Annotated in this window: 14 protein-coding genes and 1 tRNA gene; 7 read left to right on the forward strand and 8 right to left on the reverse strand. The window is 71.3% G+C overall.

Annotated features, from left to right (window positions below; all coding sequences use genetic code 11):
• Position 1: 1 nt before the first annotated feature.
• From thrB to argS, 5 genes are read right to left on the reverse strand one after another with little or no spacing between them, the layout of a single operon-like run.
• Entirely contained in the window at positions 2 to 901 is a 900-nt protein-coding gene (gene thrB / locus ASG76_RS06430) for a homoserine kinase (protein ID WP_056601455.1), read from the reverse strand.
• A 2-nt stretch (positions 902 to 903) separates the two neighbouring features.
• A complete protein-coding gene (gene thrC, locus ASG76_RS06435) occupies positions 904 to 1,995 on the reverse strand; it encodes a threonine synthase (RefSeq protein ID WP_056601457.1) in 1,092 nt (363 codons plus the stop codon).
• Entirely contained in the window at positions 1,992 to 3,287 is a 1,296-nt protein-coding gene (locus tag ASG76_RS06440) for a homoserine dehydrogenase (protein WP_056601460.1), read from the reverse strand. The genes thrC and ASG76_RS06440 overlap by 4 nt, the downstream gene beginning before the upstream one ends.
• Complete coding sequence (gene lysA, locus ASG76_RS06445) at positions 3,284 to 4,705, reverse strand: diaminopimelate decarboxylase (RefSeq protein ID WP_082587320.1); 1,422 nt, start codon at positions 4,703 to 4,705, stop codon at positions 3,284 to 3,286. The genes ASG76_RS06440 and lysA overlap by 4 nt, the downstream gene beginning before the upstream one ends.
• 6 nt (positions 4,706 to 4,711) lie before the next feature.
• Complete coding sequence (gene argS / locus ASG76_RS06450) at positions 4,712 to 6,406, reverse strand: arginine--tRNA ligase (protein ID WP_056601462.1); 1,695 nt, start codon at positions 6,404 to 6,406, stop codon at positions 4,712 to 4,714.
• 112 nt (positions 6,407 to 6,518) lie between these two features.
• Here argS and ASG76_RS06455 point away from each other — a divergent pair, with 112 nt between their 5' ends.
• From ASG76_RS06455 to ASG76_RS06475, 5 genes are all read left to right on the forward strand, one after another.
• Positions 6,519 to 7,016, forward strand: coding sequence for a thioesterase family protein (locus ASG76_RS06455; RefSeq protein ID WP_056601466.1), 498 nt, complete (start codon positions 6,519 to 6,521; stop codon positions 7,014 to 7,016).
• Between the two features lie 76 nt (positions 7,017 to 7,092).
• Positions 7,093 to 7,165: transfer RNA gene (locus ASG76_RS06460), tRNA-Arg, on the forward strand.
• A gap of 138 nt (positions 7,166 to 7,303) precedes the next feature.
• Positions 7,304 to 8,011 carry a hypothetical protein gene (locus tag ASG76_RS06465; protein WP_056601469.1) on the forward strand — a complete coding sequence of 236 codons (708 nt, stop codon included), beginning with the start codon at positions 7,304 to 7,306 and terminating at the stop codon, positions 8,009 to 8,011.
• Complete coding sequence (locus tag ASG76_RS06470; protein WP_056601473.1) at positions 8,008 to 8,373, forward strand: hypothetical protein; 366 nt, start codon at positions 8,008 to 8,010, stop codon at positions 8,371 to 8,373. The genes ASG76_RS06465 and ASG76_RS06470 overlap by 4 nt, the downstream gene beginning before the upstream one ends.
• A 123-nt stretch (positions 8,374 to 8,496) precedes the next feature.
• Positions 8,497 to 9,918 carry a choice-of-anchor P family protein gene (locus tag ASG76_RS06475; protein ID WP_056601476.1) on the forward strand — a complete coding sequence of 474 codons (1,422 nt, stop codon included), beginning with the start codon at positions 8,497 to 8,499 and terminating at the stop codon, positions 9,916 to 9,918.
• On the opposite strand, the gene ASG76_RS06480 is transcribed toward ASG76_RS06475, so the two are convergent.
• On the reverse strand, positions 9,919 to 10,836 hold the full coding sequence (locus ASG76_RS06480) for an LCP family protein (RefSeq protein ID WP_056601479.1): 918 nt from the start codon (positions 10,834 to 10,836) through the stop codon (positions 9,919 to 9,921). It lies immediately after the preceding gene.
• Positions 10,836 to 11,453, reverse strand: a complete 618-nt coding sequence (locus ASG76_RS06485) for a hypothetical protein (protein ID WP_157558992.1) — start codon at positions 11,451 to 11,453, stop codon at positions 10,836 to 10,838. The genes ASG76_RS06480 and ASG76_RS06485 overlap by 1 nt, the downstream gene beginning before the upstream one ends.
• A gap of 118 nt (positions 11,454 to 11,571) precedes the next feature.
• Between ASG76_RS06485 and ASG76_RS06490 the strand changes: the two genes are divergently transcribed.
• Positions 11,572 to 15,432 (forward strand): multifunctional oxoglutarate decarboxylase/oxoglutarate dehydrogenase thiamine pyrophosphate-binding subunit/dihydrolipoyllysine-residue succinyltransferase subunit, encoded by a 3,861-nt coding sequence (locus ASG76_RS06490; protein WP_056601485.1) that lies wholly within the window; start codon positions 11,572 to 11,574, stop codon positions 15,430 to 15,432.
• 24 nt (positions 15,433 to 15,456) lie between these two features.
• Positions 15,457 to 15,633, forward strand: a complete 177-nt coding sequence (locus ASG76_RS19380; RefSeq protein ID WP_191195116.1) for a DUF6104 family protein — start codon at positions 15,457 to 15,459, stop codon at positions 15,631 to 15,633.
• 97 nt (positions 15,634 to 15,730) lie between these two features.
• Here the strand turns inward: ASG76_RS19380 and ASG76_RS06495 are convergent, their stop codons facing one another.
• Positions 15,731 to 16,858, reverse strand: a complete 1,128-nt coding sequence (locus tag ASG76_RS06495) for a fatty acid desaturase family protein (protein WP_056601486.1) — start codon at positions 16,856 to 16,858, stop codon at positions 15,731 to 15,733.
• Between the last annotated feature and the right edge of the window lie 4 nt (positions 16,859 to 16,862).

The following is a 16,862-nucleotide window of genomic DNA, read 5'->3' on the forward strand; positions in this document are numbered from 1 at the left end:
GTCAGGTTAGCAGGAGCGGGCCGGACTGCTCGATCGACAGGTCGTGGCACTCCCAGCCCTCCGGGCACCGCGCGACCAGCGCCGAGGAGTCGACGGTGCCGAACGCCAGCACGGTCGGGCCGGCGCCGGACACCACGGCCGGCACGCCGGCGGCGCGCAGGCGGCGTACGAGCGCGAGGGTCTGCGGCATCGCGGGCTCACGCTGGTCCTGGTGCAGCCACTCGCGCGTCGCGGTGAGCAGGTGCTCGGGCTGGCCGTTGAGCGCAGCCACGAGCAGGGCCGCGCGACCGGAGTTGGCGGCCGCGTCCGCGTGCGGGACGGAGGCGGGCAGGAGACCCCGCGCCACGGTGGTCTCGACGCCGGTCGGCGGCACGAAGGCGACAGCAGTGATGCGCGGGTCGACGCCGGCGCGCACCGCCCACCAGTGGTCGTCCTCGCGCCCGGAGATGACGAACCCGCCGTAGAACGCCGCCGCCACGTTGTCGGGATGCCCCTCGAGGTCCGCGGCGAGCCCGAAGAGCGCCTCGTCGGAGGCGAGCAGCTGCCCGCCGGCGACGAGCCCACGGGCGAGCACGACCCCGGCGACGATCGCCGCCGACGACGAGCCGAGGCCGCGGGCGTGCGGGATCCGGTTGCGGCACGCGAGCCGCAGGCCCGGGGGCTGCTCCCCCATCAGCTCGAAGGCCGCGCGCATGGCGCGCACCACCAGGTGCGACTCGTCGCGCGGTACGCCGTCGGCGCCGGCGCCCTCCACGTCGACGACCAGGCCCTCGCGCAGCACCTGCGCCTCGAGCTCGTCGCGCAGCGAGAGGGCGAGGCCGAAGGCGTCGAACCCGGGTCCCAGGTTGGCGGAGGTCGCAGGCACGGTGACGCGCACCGGTCCCTCGACGAAGGTGGCCATGCTCAGACCAGGCCGGCGGCAGCGGCCGCAGCGTCGACGTCGGCGTCCACGACCGTGTCGACGACGTCGCCGAACGACTCGAGCGCCGTGGCGGTGTCCTTGAGGCCGTGACCGGTCACGGTGATCGCCACCGTGGCGCCGGCGTAGCTCTCACCGGCCGCGAGCTCGGCCAGCAGGCCCGCGACGCCGGCCGCGGAGGCGGGCTCCACGAAGACACCGTCGTGGCGCGCGAGCTCGACCTGGGCGGCGAGGATCTGCGCGTCGGACAGGGCGGCGAACCGTCCGCCCGACTCGTGCGCGGCGGCCTCGGCGAGCTTCCACGAGGCCGGGTTGCCGATGCGGATGGCCGTCGCCTTGGTCTCCGGGTCGGGGAACGGCTCGCCCGTCACCAGCGGCGAGGCGCCCTCGGCCTGGAAGCCCCGCATGACCGGGCGCTTGCTGGCGCGGCCGAGGTCGGCGTACTGCTCGTAGCCCATCCAGTAGGCCGAGATGTTGCCGGCGTTGCCCACGGGCAGCAGGTGGTAGTCGGGGGCGTCGCCGAGGAAGTCGCAGATCTCGAAGGCCGCGGTCTTCTGGCCCTGGAGCCGGACCGGGTTGACCGAGTTGACCAGTGCCACGGGGTAGTTCCAGGCCAGCCCCTTCGCCATCTCCAGGCAGTGGTCGAAGTTGCCGCGCACCATGATGATCTGCGCCCCGTGCACGACGGCCTGGGCCATCTTGCCGGCCGCGATCTTGCCCTCGGGCACCAGCACGAGCGGCTTGAGCCCGGCCTTCGCGGCGTAGGCCGCCATCGAGGCCGAGGTGTTGCCGGTCGAGGCGCACACCACCGCCTGCGCCCCCTCGTGCTTCGCGAGCGAGATCGCGGTGGTCATGCCGCGGTCCTTGAAGGAGCCGGTGGGGTTGTCGCCCTCCACCTTCAGCCAGACCTGGCCCCCGGTCATCGACGAGAGCCAGTCGGAGTGGACCAGCGGCGTGCCGCCCTCGCGCAGGGTGACCGCCTCGAGGTCGGCGGGCAGCAGGTCGATCAGGTCGCGGTACTCCTCGATCAGCCCGCGCCACTGGTGGTGGGCCCAGGGTGCGTCGGTGGTGCTCACTCGTCGCCCCCCTCGACGCGCATCACCGAGGTGACCTCGCGTACGATGTCCATCCCGCGCAGCTGCCGCACGGTCGCGCTGAGCGCCGCGTCGGGGGCTGCGTGCGAGACGACCACGAGCTGGGCGTCGGCCCCGCGACCCTCCTGGCGCACGGTCTGGATCGACACGTCGTGGTCGGCGAACGCGTTGGCGACGGCCGCGAGCACGCCCGCGCGGTCGTCCACGTCGATGGCCACGTGGTAGCGGGTGCGGGTCTCGCCCATGGGCTGCACCGCGCGATCGGCGTACGCCGACTCCCCCGCGCCGCGGGTGTCGGCGAGGCGGTTGCGGGCGACCGTCACCAGGTCGCCGAGCACGGCGCTGGCCGTGGGCGCGCCCCCGGCGCCGGGGCCGTAGAACATGAGCTGACCGGCGGCCTCGGACTCGACGAACACCGCGTTGTAGGCCTCGCGCACACTGGCGAGCGGGTGCGAGCGCGGGATCATCGCCGGGTGCACGCGGGCGGCGACCTGGTCGCCGCGCAGCTCGCAGATCGCGAGCAGCTTGACGACCGAGCCCATGTCGCGGGCGCTCGCGACGTCGGCGGCGGTCACCTCGGAGATGCCCTCGCGATAGACGTCGGAGGCCGTGACGCGGGAGTGGAAGGCCAGGCTGGCCAGGATCGCGGCCTTGGCGGCGGCGTCGAAGCCCTCCACGTCGGCGGTCGGGTCGGCCTCGGCGTAGCCGAGCTCCTGGGCCTCCTCCAGCGCCTCGGAGAACCCGGCGCCGGAGGTGTCCATCTTGTCGAGGATGAAGTTGGTGGTGCCGTTGACGATGCCCAGCACGCGGGTGACCTTGTCGCCGGCCAGCGACTCCCGCAGGGGGCGCAGGATCGGGATGGCGCCCGCCACGGCCGCCTCGTAGTAGAGGTCGCGCTGCGCCTTGGCCGCGGCCTCGAAGAGCGTCGGACCGTCCTCGGCGAGCAGGGCCTTGTTGGCGGTGACGACACTGGCGCCGTTGTCCAGCGCGGCGAGGATCAGCGAGCGGGCCGGCTCGATGCCGCCGATCACCTCGACCACCAGGTCGACGTCGTCGCGCGCCACCAGGGCGGCGGCGTCGGTGGTGAGCAGGCCCTCGGGCACCTCGACGTCGCGGGGCGCGTCGAGGCGTCGCACCGCCACCCCGACGAGCTCGACCGGCGCGCCCACCCGGGCGGCCAGGTCGTCGTGCTGCTCGCTGAGCAGCCGCACCACCTGGGAGCCGACGGCGCCGCAGCCGAGCACGGCCACCTTCAAGGTGCGCTTGTCAGTCATGAGGAAACACCCACATCGGTCGCCATCAGGTCGGCCTCAGTCTCTCGTCGCAGCACAGTGAAAGTCTTCCCGTCCCGAACTCCGATCACCGGAGGACGCAGCGCGTGGTTGTAGTTGGACGCCATGGACCTGCAGTAGGCGCCCGTGCCGGGCACGGCCACGAGGTCGCCGGGGCGCACGTCGGAGGGCAGGAACTCGTCCTTGACCACGACGTCGCCGGCCTCGCAGTGCTTGCCCACCACACGGGCGAGGGACGCCGGCGCCTCCGAGCGCCGCGACGCGAGGGTCGCGGAGTAGTCGGCGTCGTAGAGGGCGGTGCGGATGTTGTCGCTCATCCCGCCGTCGACCGAGACGTAGGAACGCCGCGCCCCGCCGTCGAGGGCGACCTCCTTCACCGTGCCGACCTCGTAGACGGTGCACATCGACGGGCCGACGATGGCGCGTCCCGGCTCGATCGAGAGTCGCGGGGCGGAGATGCCGAGCGCGCGGCACTCGTGCGCCACGATCTGCGACATGCCGGCCGCCAGGTCGGCGGGCTCGGCCGGGTCGTCCTGCGTGGTGTAGGCGATGCCGAAGCCGCCGCCGAGGTCCATCTCGGGCATCTCGACGCCCAGGTCCGCACCGACCCTGGCGTGGAGGGCCAGCACGCGTCGTGCGGCGACCTCGAAGCCGGAGGTGTCGAAGATCTGGCTGCCGATGTGGGAGTGCAGCCCGAGCAGGCGCAGCGCCGGCGCGGCGTGCACACGGCGTACGGCCTCGAGGGCGTCGCCGCTGGCGATCGAGAAGCCGAACTTCTGGTCCTCGTGCGCGGTGGCGATGTATTCGTGCGTGTGGGCCTCCACGCCCGCGGTGACGCGCACCATCACCCCGACGGTGCGCACCAACTCCTCGGCGAGCGACGCGAGGCGGCCGATCTCGTCGAAGGAGTCGACGATGACGCGCCCCACCCCGAGCTCGACGGCGCGGGCGAGCTCGGCCACGGTCTTGTTGTTGCCGTGGAAGCCCACCCGCTCCATCGGGAAGCCAGCACGCTCGGCGACCGTGAGCTCGCCGCCGGAGCACACGTCGAGCGACAGCCCGTCCTCGGCGAGCCAGCGCGCCACGGTGGTGCACAGGAACGCCTTGCCGGCGTAGAAGACCTCGTAGTCGTCGAAGGCGTCACGGAAGGCGCGTGCCCGGGCGCGGAAGTCGTCCTCGTCCAGGACGTACGCCGGTGAGCCGTGCTCACGCACCAGCTCGGGCAGCGGCACCCCGCCGACGCTCAGCACGCCGTCGGTCTTGGTGGCCGTGGCCGACCAGAGGTGGGCGACCAGGGCGTTGGTGTCGTCGGGCTCCCGCAGCCAGTGGGGCCCGCCCGGTCTGGTCGAGCGGAGCGCGCCGTCGGCGTGCGCCCAGCCGGAGGGGTGGGCGGTCGGCACGGCCGATCACATCCTCTCGGGAGCGGTCACGCCGAGCAGGTCGAGGCCGTTGGCCAGCACCGTCCGCGTCGCGGCCACCAGGACCAGGCGCGCCTCGTTGGCGGGGGTGACCGGCTCGTCGCCCTGCGGGAGCATCCGGCACTCCTTGGTGTCGTACCACTTGTTGAACACCGCGGCGGTGTCCTCGAGGTAGCGCGCGACGCGGTGCGGCTCGCGGAGCTCGGCGGCGCTGGCGACCACCCGCGGGTAGTCGGCCAGGGCGCGCAGCAGCCGACCGTCGAGCTCGTGGTCGAGCAGCGCCGGGTCGAACGCCTCGCCCGGCAGGGTCAGGGCGATGTCGGCGGCGTTCTCCATCATCCGGCAGGTGCGGGCGTGGGCGTACTGGACGTAGTAGACCGGGTTGTCGCTCGAGGCCTTGGTGATCTCGGCGACGTCGAGCGTGAGCGGGCTGTCGGCGGGATAGCGGGCCAGCGAGTAGCGCAGCGCGTCGACGCCGATCTCGTCCATGAGCTCGTTGAGCGTCACGATCGTGCCGGCGCGCTTGGACAGCCGCAGCTCCTGGCCGTCGCGCATGATCTTCACGAGCTGGCCGATCATCACGTCGAGGGTCAGGGCCGGGTCGTCGCCGACGCACGCGGCCATCGCGCGCAGCCGCCCGACGTAGCCGTGGTGGTCGGCGCCGAGCAGGTAGATGCAGTGGTCGAAACCGCGCGAGCGCTTGTTGAGGTAGTAGGCGGTGTCGGAGGCGAAGTAGGTGAGCTCGCCGTTGGACCGGATCAGCACCCGGTCCTTGTCGTCACCGAAGTCGGTCGTGCGCATCCACAGCGCGCCGTCGGCCTCGAACAGGTGGCCGTTGTCCTTGAGGTCGCGCAAGGTGTCGGCGACCGAGCCGTGCGACTCGTCGGCGTGCAGGTCACGCTCGGAGAACCACACGTCGAAGTGGGTGTTGAAGCCGTCGAGCTGCTCCTGCTGCTCCGTGAGCTGCAGGGCGTAGCCCGCCTCGCGGAACGCACGCAGCCGCTCCCCCTCGGGCAGCTCGACGATGCCGGGCTGCTCGGCCACGATCGCGGCGGCGAGGTCGGCGATGTAGCCGCCCTGGTAGCCGTCCTCGGGGATCGGACGCCCCAGCGCGGAGGCCTCCAGCGACGCACCGAAGAGGTCCATCTGGTTGCCACGGTCGTTGATGTAGAACTCGCGGGCCACCTGGGCGCCCGCGGCCTGCAGCACCCGCGCGATCGCGTCGCCCAGCACGGCCCAGCGGGTGTGCCCCAGGTGCAGGGGGCCGGTCGGGTTGGCCGAGATGAACTCGATGTTGACCGACTGCCCGTCCAGCGTCCGCGTCCGGCCGTACGCCGCCCCTGCCGCCACGATGTCGGCCGCCACCTGGCCCTGCGCGCCGGCCTCGACGCTCACGTTGAGGAAGCCCGGACCCGCGACCTCGACGCCGCTGATGCCCTCGGCGGCGCGCAGCCGCTCGGCGACCAGGTCGGCGAAGGCACGCGGGTTGGTCCCCTGGCCCCCGACCTGCACCCGCTTCGCGAGCTGGAGCGCGACGTTGGTGGCGTAGTCGCCGTGGCCCTGCTGGCGGGGTCGCTCCACCGTGACCTGGGTCGGCACGCCGTCGGGCAGCGTGATCGCGCCGTCGGCCACGAGGGCCCCCAGCACGTCGACGATGGTCTCGGAGAGAGCTTCTGGATTCACCGGGCAAGCCTATCGGCGCGGCACCGGCTCCCCCGAACCGGTTTCACGCCCTGACCGCCGCTCGCGGGTCCCGCACCCGGCCGCTGCCCGGGTGCTGCCCTAGGGTCTGCCTGTGACGACGCACCCGACCTACGACCAGCTGATCGCCCTCCCGGCCTACGTCGAGCAGCCCGTGCCGATGCCGTTCGAGGACATCAACGGCCACCTCAACGTCCGCCACTACATCGGGATCGCCAGCGAGGGCCTCGACGAGTCGCTCGTGGAGGTGGGCATCCCGCAGATGTGGCCGCTGACCCACGGGCACGCGTGCTTCAGCGCCGAGCACCACGTGACCTACCTCAGCGAGCTGCGCACCGGCGACACGATGTCCGCACGGGTCCGCCTGCTCGGCAGGTCCGAGCGGGCCGGGCACGCGCTGGTCTACCTGCTCGACGAGACCAAGCAGCGAGTCGCGTGCGTGGTCGAGGAGATCTTCCTCCACATCGACCTCTCGACCCGCCTCACCGCACCCTGGCCCGACGAGGTCGCCGCGGCCCTCGACGCCCGCATCAGCGAGCACGCGGCCCTCCCCTTCACCTCGGCCACGTCCGGCTCGCTCGCCCTGCGCTGACGCCGGACTGAGGCGGTTTCACGACCGCCCGCACCGACCGGTAGTGTTCGGCGCGCACCGGCCTCGGCCCGTGCAGGCCTCCGTAGCTCAGGGGATAGAGCACTGGTTTCCGGTACCAGGTGCCGCAGGTTCGAATCCTGCCGGAGGCGCGTTGTGTGAACCGGGACGTTCGAGCCGACGGACCTACGCCAGACGTAGATCCGTCGTTCGGTCTCCGGGGTCTCGTAGCCCGGCGGTGGGGACGTTGTGCCCTTATCTCGCGACGGCCGGCGCCCGAGGATGGGGTCATGGCGGCCGACGACGACGGAGCGAGGGCACCCGATCCCTCGTGGGGCCTGTTGTACAGGGCCGGTGGGGTGTCTGCCCTGGCGTTCGTCGTCCTCGTGCTGGTCCCGGTGGTGCTGGTGTTCGCAGCGCCGGTTCCGCCTGTCGACGGACGCGAGCTGCTCCTCTTCATCGCCTCGCACAAGGTCGTCTACGTGACGGAGCTCGTGTGCTTCGTGGGGCTCAGCGTGCCCGCGCTCGTCGTGTTCAGCGCGGTCGCGACGGCGTTGACGTCCGTGGACAAGAGCCTCGCAGCCGTGGGCGGACTCATCGGGGTGGTGTCCGAGGTCATCGCGCTCGCCCTGGGCAGCAGCCCCCAGTCGCTGCACGGCGGACTCGTCATCCTCAGCAGCTCCTACGCTGCGGCTCGCACCGACGCCGAGAGGGCCGGTCTGGTCAGCGCGGCGGAGGCTCTCGTCGCCGCCACCAACGCCGTGTCATGGGCCGGCGTGCTGACTGCGGCCGGGATCCTCCTCCTGTCCCTGCCCATGAGGAGGGGAGGCTTCGGCCGGGCCCTGATGGTGTTCGGGGTGCTCACCGGAGCCATCGGGATCGTCAGCGAGGCGCTCCGCCCGATGATCGGTCCGGGATACCTGCTCTACGGGCTCATGCTCCCCACCTGGTTCGCACTCGTGGCCTGGAGGCTCCTTCGGCTGGGTCGGCGCTCATGAGCTCGTACGAGACGGTCGAGGTCCACCTCGAGGAGCTGGGCGAGCACTCGTGGGTGAAGGCCCTGGCCAGCACCATCGGCGGGTCCTTCGGCAGCGCGCAGCACAGGTTCGTGGCGCGCCCGCCGGGACCTGAGCACCGGGCTGACGACCACGTCCTCACCGGCGCGACCTTCCCGGTGATGAGGTTGCAGGACCTCGACGACCTCATCGAGCCGAACGCATGGATCGAGACGGCACAGGCGCGGCTGCACGAGCTCGACGCGGAGCTGCTCGGCCGTGGCTGGCGACGGAGCAGCGACAGCGGGAAGCACTGGTGGTCACGCACCTACGTCATGGGCGCACCTGCTCGTCCTCGCCCCTGACATCGCCTGCCGCGCTCCACGTGACCAATCCGTGGAGCCGTCGTTGACCGGGCGAGGGAGTTACCGACCGGTCACAAGGGAGACCGGTCGATGCGTCGACTCCCCGGTCCTTGGGAGGAAGACATGGAGCACGTGGGAGACCGCACCAGGCGCCGCAGGGCGACCGCGATCAGCACCGCCCTCGGCCTCGGCCTGGCCCTGGCGACAGCCGCTGCGCCGGCCACTGCTGCGGACGGAGCCGTGGTCAGGGCGGCCCAGGCCGACCGGCTCAGCGACTTCGGCTACCGCGGCGACGTCTACGGAGTGAAGCTGGTGACCGACAGCGTCGAGGCGCTCAACCTCAAGGACGCCCACGCCCAGCAGCTCTGCACCCGGGCGGTCGGCAAGGTGGTCGAGGCCGAGAGCGCGGTGTCGGTGCCCGACAACCCGCTGATCAACATCTCGGCCAGCACCAGCCGCACCGAGACCTACACCGAGGGCAGGACGCACGGCGTACGCGGCACCAACACGATCGGCGACATCAGCATCGGCGGCACGGTCGGCCCCCTGACCACGCCGAAGCTGGTCATCAAGGGCCTGCAGACGACCGCCGACGCCTTCAACACCCCCCAGGGCTACGGCCACGCCGAGAGCTTCACCTTCGCGAGCATCACGCTGAGCCTGCTCGACAACACCGTGGTGCAGAGCCTCCCGCCCGAGCTGCAGCAGCTGCTCGCGCCGCTCGACCAGGTCACCGACACCGTCTTCAGCGGCACCCAGCAGACCGCCCAGCAGGTGTTCCAGGTGCTGAGCGACGTGACGAAGCCGATCCAGATCCCCGGGCTGGGCTCCATCGCGCTCGGCTACGAGAACGGCCGCGCCAACGACCACAACGCCCAGTCGCAGGCCTCCGCGCTCCGCATCGAGGTCACGGCCGGCGACCGTCGCCAGCTCGTCGAGCTCGGCACCGCACGGGTGCGCATGGGTGGCCCCGCGCCGGTCGGCGTCTTCCGCTCCGGCGGCACCGCGATGGACTACCAGGCCCTGCAGGGCGCACTGCGGTTCGGCAACGTCGAGCACAAGGCGCTCCCCTGCCAGGGCTCGCGCGGGCGGACCCAGACCTACCGGGTGCCGCACGCCAGCCAGCTCGTGCCCGTGCCGGTCGTGCTCGACGGCGTGACCTACCAGGTCAACGGCGAGCAGCTCCGGTCGAAGAAGGTGGCGAAGGGCTGGTCGCGCACCGCGATCTCGTCGGTCTCCATCCCCACCGCCCAGCTGGTGATCACAGACGTCAGCTCGCGCGCCGCGATGCGCCAGAAGTCCGGCGAGCGGGTGCGCGCCCAGGTGTCCACCGCGATCGGCTCGATCACCGTCGCAGGCCAGCCCGTCCCGGTGCCCGCCCCGGGCGGCGTCGTCGAGCTGCCCAACGGCGCCGGCGAGATCCAGCGCCAGCTGGTCGACACCGGCTACCGGGGCTCACAGGTCATCGGCCTGCGGATCAAGCTCTACTCCGAGGCCGTGGTGATCGACCTGGCCCGCACGGCCGGGCGGATCTACCCCTACTGATCAGCAGTGGCGCAGCGCGGCGTCTCCCCGGGCCTCCCGGCCGAGGCGCCGCGCCTGCGCCACGTCGGGGAACACCACGCTGGCCGCGCCGACGAAACCGACCCGGCCCTGCACCACGCAGGTGGTGATCCTCGAGGGGTCGACCTGCGCCACGGCCTGGGCCAGGCGGAAGAGCTCGGCGGGCGAGGCGTCGGTCGCGGTGTGCTCCAGCACCGTCATCACGCCGCGCTCGATGAAGCCCGGCACGTCGGCCTGGGCGCGGATGCGCGCGTGGATGCCGCGCAGGGTGCGCTGCTGGTTGGCCGAGCGGTCGAAGTCACCACCGGCCAGGCCCTTGCGGATGCGGGAGAACGCCATCGCGTTGTAGCCGTCGAGGTGGATGCGGCCCTGCCGGAAGCCCTCCTTCTTGAGGTAGGGGTCGGAGAAGCGGCGCGGGTTGCTCACCGTGATCCCGCCGATGTCGTCGACCATGTCCTCGAAGAACGGGAAGCGGGTCACCAGGACGTAGTCGGGCTCGATCCCGACGAGGTTGCGCATCGCCCCGGCCATGCCTCGCGGTCCGGCGAAGTAGAGCGCGGAGTTGATCTTCTCCCGGCCGTGGCCGGGGATCTCGACCCACGAGTCACGCGGCACGCCGATGGCGGTCGCGGAGCCGGTGCGGGTGTTGATCCCGACCAGCTGCAGCGCGTCGCCGCGTGAACGGGTCATCAGCTCGCCGGGCCGGGCGTCGGAGCCGACGGCGAGGATCCACACGACGTCGCCGCCGCCGGTCGCGACGCCCTCGGCGTGCCTGATCCGCACCAGGCTGACGTCGGTCGGCTGCACCGACGACTGGGGCACGACGAGCGCGGTGGCGGCGAGCACGCCGGCCAGCGCGAGCGCCCGGGTGGCCCGTCGGGCCAACGACCGCAGGTCCATCACTTCGATCCCTTCGCGACGTCGTAGCCGAAGATGCGCCAGGCGCCACGCTCCCGGGTCAGGAACAGCCGTCCCCGCACGGTGGTGGTCGCCGCCTTCGTCCCGGTCGAGTCGAAGCGCAGCACGAAGTGCGCGGTCACCGAACGGGCCTGCCGGCCGGTGGCGAGGACGTCGAGCCGGACCTCCTTGTGCCTCGGCGTCACCGAGTCGACGTACGGGCCACGGGTCTGGTTGGTCAGCAGCGCCTTGTCGGCGCGGGCGCGGCTCTCCGCGGCGGCGGTGAAGCCGGGGAAGGCCGAGGGGAAGCTGCTGCGCGGGTAGGTGCCGCCGAGGTAGGCCGCGTCCCACCAGCGGTCCACGACCCGCCCCACCTGCAGGCGCACGGCCTTGCGCTTCGGCACGGCCAGACGGCCGTAGACCCGGTGGATGCGGGTGTGCGTCGGCGCCGGGTGCGAGGCGAGGCTCGCGCGGGCGTCGCTGCGGCTGAGCCGCTCGGGCGCGGCGGACGGGTCCGAGGCGGACTGGCACGCCGCGAGGGGCACGGGCACGAGCAGGGCGAGCACGAGTCCGGCGCAGCGGCGGGCCCACGGGCTGCGTCCCGACAGGGGGCTTGGCATGACTTCTCCAGCGGTGGAACGGGTGTGGGCCACACCATGCCCCAAAGGACGAGCCCGGCCCTGCATTTGCGAGCGTGTACGACTAGCCTTGTGGCCGACTTGGTCAAACCCTCGCGCGATGAGATCTGGAAGAGGCGAAGCAAGCGTGTCGCAGTCCCCGAACGGGCAGTCCGGCAACCATTCCTCGGTTGCACCATCATCCGACCTGGGAGCCAACGAGTGGCTCGTGGAGGAGATGAAGGAGCAGTACGACAAGGATCCCGGGAGCGTGGGGCCGGAGTGGGCGGCGTACTTCTCCAACGGCGCTGCCGCCTCGTCCTCGTCGCCTGCCAGGACTGCCGCTCCTGCGAAGGCCGCGGCGCCCGCCGCGCAGCAGGCAGCCGCCCCCGCGAAGCCGGCCGCCGAGGCGCCCGAGAAGCCCGCGGCCAAGGTTGCTGACAAGAAGGCTGCTGAGAAGCCTGGCGACAAGCCCGCCTCCGAGGCGCCGAAGTCGTCGGCGAAGTCGACCCCCCGCCCGGCGGCCGCGGCCGAGGAGCCTGCCAAGGGCACCAGCACCCCCGTCGCCAAGGACCCGAGCCCGGCAGCGCCGACGCAGTCCAGCGACGCCCCGACCTACACCGTGCTGCGCGGCGCCCCGGCCCGCACCGCGGCCAACATGGACGCCTCGCTGTCGGTGCCGACCGCCACCTCGGTGCGCTCGGTGCCGGTGAAGCTGCTGTGGGACAACCGCACCGTCATCAACAACCACCTCGCCCGCGCCCGCGGCGGCAAGGTCTCCTTCACGCACCTCATCGGCTACGCGCTGGTCAAGGCGCTGCGCTCGATGCCGGAGATGAACGTCGGCTTCGAGGTCGTCGACGGCAAGCCCAACCTGATCACGCCGGCCCACATCAACCTCGGTCTCGCGATCGACATGAAGAAGCCCGACGGCACCCGCCAGCTGCTCGTCCCGAGCATCAAGGGCGCGGAGGCGATGGACTTCGCCGCGTTCTGGACCGCCTACGAGGACGTCGTGCGCAAGGCGCGCGACAACAAGCTCACCGTGGCGGACTTCCAGGGCACCACGATCTCGCTGACCAACCCCGGCGGCATCGGCACCGTGCACTCCGTGCCGCGCCTGATGGCCGGTCAGGGCGCGATCATCGGCGTCGGCGCCATGGAGTACCCGCCGGAGTGGCAGGGCGCCTCCGACGACGCCATCAACCGCAACGCGATCAGCAAGTCGATGACGCTGACCTCGACCTACGACCACCGCGTCATCCAGGGCGCGCAGTCGGGCGAGTTCCTCAAGCGCGTGCACAGCCTGCTGCTCGGCGAGAACGACTTCTACGACGAGATCTTCCGCTCGCTGCGCATCCCCTACGAGCCGATCCGCTGGGCGCGCGACGTGGTCGCCAGCCACGACGACGACATCGTCAAGCAGGCCCGCATCCTCGAGCTGATCCACGCCTACCGGGTCCGCGGCCACCTCATGGCCGACACCGACCCGCTGGAGTACCGCCAGCGCAGCCACCCCGACCTCGAGGTCGAGTCGCACGGGCTGACCCTGTGGGACCTCGACCGCGAGTTCGCCACCGGCTCGTTCGGCGGCGAGGGCCGGCGCTTCATGAAGCTGCGCAACATCCTCGGCATCCTGCGCGACTCCTACTGCCGCACCACGGGCATCGAGTACATGCACATCATGGATCCCGAGCAGCGCAAGTGGATCCAGGAGCGCGTCGAGCAGCCCCACGTGAAGCCGCCCCGCGAGGAGCAGCTCCGGATCCTGCTCAAGCTCAACCAGGCCGAGGCCTTCGAGACGTTCCTGCAGACCAAGTTCGTCGGGCAGAAGCGCTTCAGCCTCGAGGGTGGCGAGACCACCATCCCGCTCGTCGACGAGATCTGCGAGGCCGCCGCGGAGGCGGGCCTCGACGAGGTCACCATCGGCATGGCCCACCGCGGTCGGCTCAACATGCTCGCCAACATCGTGGGCAAGAAGTACAGCCAGATCTTCCGCGAGTTCGAGGGCAACATCGACCCGCGCACCGTGCAGGGCTCGGGCGACGTGAAGTACCACCTCGGCGCCGAGGGCGAGTTCGTGGCCGGCTCTGGCGACAAGATCAAGGTCTCGGTCGCGGCCAACCCCTCCCACCTCGAGGCGGTCAACCCGGTGCTCGAGGGCATCGCGCGCGCCAAGCAGGACATCCTCAACAAGGGTGCCGAATACCCCGTGCTGCCGCTGCTCGTCCACGGCGACGCGGCCTTCGCCGGCCAGGGCGTGGTGGCCGAGACGCTCAACCTCTCGCAGCTGCGCGGCTACCGCACCGGCGGCACCGTGCACGTGGTGATCAACAACCAGGTCGGGTTCACCACCTCGCCCGGCTCGTCGCGCTCCTCCCTGTACGCCACCGACGTGGCGCGGATGGTGCAGGCGCCGATCTTCCACGTCAACGGCGACGACCCCGAGGCCTGCATCCGCGTGGCCCGGCTCGCGTTCGACTACCGCCAGGCGTTCAACAAGGACGTCGTCATCGACCTCGTCTGCTACCGCCGCCGCGGCCACAACGAGGGCGACGACCCGTCGTACACCCAGCCGCTGATGTATGACCTGATCGAGCAGAAGCGCTCGGTGCGCAAGCTCTACACCGAGTCCCTCATCGGTCGTGGCGACATCACGATCGAGGAGGCCGAGCAGGTCCTCAAGGACTACCAGCAGCAGCTCGAGCGGGTCTTCACCGAGGTGCGCGAGGCGAGCTCGGAGGCGCCGACGGAGTGGACCACGGTCCCCGACTACCCCGACAAGCCCGCGGGCGACTTCTCGACCGCGGTCACGCCGGAGGTCCTCAAGCGGATCGCCGACAGCTATGTCACGCCGCCCGACGACTTCACCGTGCACCCCAAGGTGATGCCGCAGCTGCAGCGTCGCTCGGCCGCCATCACCGACGGTCCGATCGACTGGGGCACCGGCGAGATCCTCGCCTTCGGCTCCCTGCTGATGGACGGCCGCCCGGTGCGCCTGGCCGGGCAGGACTCGCGCCGCGGCACCTTCGTGCAGCGCTTCGCCACGATCATCGACCGCACCAACGCCGACGAGTGGACGCCGCTGACCAACCTCACCGAGGACCAGGCCAAGTTCCACGTCTACGACTCGCTGCTCTCGGAGTACGCCGCCCTCGGGTTCGAGTACGGCTACTCCGTCGCGCGCCCCGAGGCACTGGTGCTCTGGGAGGCGCAGTTCGGCGACTTCGTCAACGGCGCGCAGACCATCATCGACGAGTTCATCTCCGCCGGTGAGACCAAGTGGCGCCAGCAGTCCGGTGTCGTGCTGCTGCTCCCCCACGGTTACGAGGGCCAGGGCCCCGACCACTCCTCGGCGCGCATCGAGCGGTTCCTGACGATGAGCGCGGAGGACGCGATGGTCGTCGCGCAGCCCTCGACGCCCGCGTCGTACTTCCACCTGCTGCGCCGCCACTCCCTCGGCGAGGAGCACCGCCCCCTCATCGTCTTCACCCCGAAGTCGATGCTCAAGCGCAAGGAGGCGGCGTCCAAGCCGGAGGACTTCGTCGGCGACACGACGTTCCGTCCCTTCATCGGCGACGACGCTGCCGACCGCGACCAGGTCGAGGTGCTGATCATGTGCTCGGGTCGCGTGACCTGGGACCTCATGGTCGAGCGCTCGAAGCGCGAGGACGGCGCGAAGTTCGCCATCGGCCGGGTCGAGCGGCTCTACCCGAACCCGGTCGAGGAGATCAAGGCCGAGATCGCGAAGTACCCGAACCTCAAGGCGATCCGCTGGGTGCAGGACGAGCCGCGCAACATGGGCCCGTGGCCGCACTACCAGCTCAACGTGTGGCCGCAGCTCGACCTCACCGTCGAGCCGATCACCCGCCCGTCCTCGGCCTCGCCGTCGGTGGGCACGGTGAAGCGGCACACCGAGGAGCAGAAGACGCTGCTCGACGCGGCCTTCGAGGCGGCGCGCAGCGCCGGCAACGACTACTGAGGCAGAGCCCGAGGAGGAGCCGGGGTGTACTTCACCGACCGGGGGATCGAGGAGCTCGAGCGGCGCCGGGGTGACGAGGAGGTCACCCTGGCCTGGCTCGCCGAGCAGCTCCAGGCGTTCGTCGACGCGCACCCCGACTTCGAGGTGCCCGTCGAGCGCCTGGCCACGTGGCTGGCCAGGCTCGACGACCCCGAGGACTAGGCGGCTCCGCCTCCTCGCGCGGGTCCCCGGATATCCGGGGGGTCTCCTGGTTGTCACCCCAGATGTGGGGTGACAACCAGGAGACTCGGGTGCGAAGTCAGGCAGCCAGCGGGCGTACGGCGTCGCGCTCGCCCGGCTGCGGCGACGTACGGTCCGGCAGGGCGAGGCGGCAGATCTTGCGCGCCACGCTGCCCAGCTGCCGTCGCAGCGGTCCGGTCGTGTAGGCGATGCCGTAGCGCTCGCAGATCTCGCGCACCTCGCCCGCGATCTGCGGGTAGCGCCGGGCCGGCAGATCCGGGAACAGGTGGTGCTCGATCTGGTGGCTGAGGTTGCCCGACAGCACGTGGAACAGCCGACCACCGGAGATGTTGGCCGAGCCCAGGACCTGGCGGTAGTACCAGTGCCCGCGGGTCTCCTTCCCGTCCGATCCGTCGGCGCACTCGGCCTCGCTGAACGTCTCGGCGCCTGCCGGGAAGTGCCCGCAGAAGATGATGTTGAACGCCCAGACGTTGCGCACCAGGTTGGCCGTCGCGTTGCCGGCGAGGGTGAGCGGGAACAGCGGGCCGGTCAGCGCGGGGAACAGGACGTAGTCCTTGAGCGCCTGGCGGCGCACCTTGCGCATGATGCCGGCGTGCAGCGCCTTGTTGTCCTCCATCTTCCGCGTGCCCCGCACGATGTTCTCGACCTCGAGGTCGTGCATGGCCACGCCCCACTCGAAGAAGACCATCAGCAGGAAGGCGTAGACGGGGTTGCCGAGGTAGTAGGGGTGCCACTCCTGGTCCTCATCCATGCGCAGGATGCCGTAGCCGATGTCGCGGTCCTTGCCGAGGATGTTCGTGAACGTGTGGTGGATGTAGTTGTGGGAGTACTTCCACTGCTCGCTCGGGCACACGTTGTCCCACTCGTAGACGCGCGAGCTCAGGTGCGGGTCGCCCATCCAGTCGTACTGGCCGTGCATCACGTTGTGGCCGATCTCCATGTTCTCGAGGATCTTCGACAGCGAGAGCGCGGCCACGGCGAGCGGCCAGGCGGGCGGGAGGTAGAACAGGGCGCGGCCGAGCACCTCGAGCTGCTGCTGGCGCTTGACGACGGTGCGGATGTAGTCGGCGTCCGCGTCGCCGAGGTCGGCCAGCACGCGCTGGCGGAGCGCATCCATCTCGGCGCCGAAGGCCTCGAGCTGGTCGGGGGTGAGCTTCTGGTCCTGGGTGGTCGTCGGAGTGGTCATCGGA

The sequence above is a fragment of the Nocardioides sp. Soil774 genome, from assembly GCF_001428125.1.
Lineage (GTDB): Bacteria > Actinomycetota > Actinomycetes > Propionibacteriales > Nocardioidaceae > Nocardioides.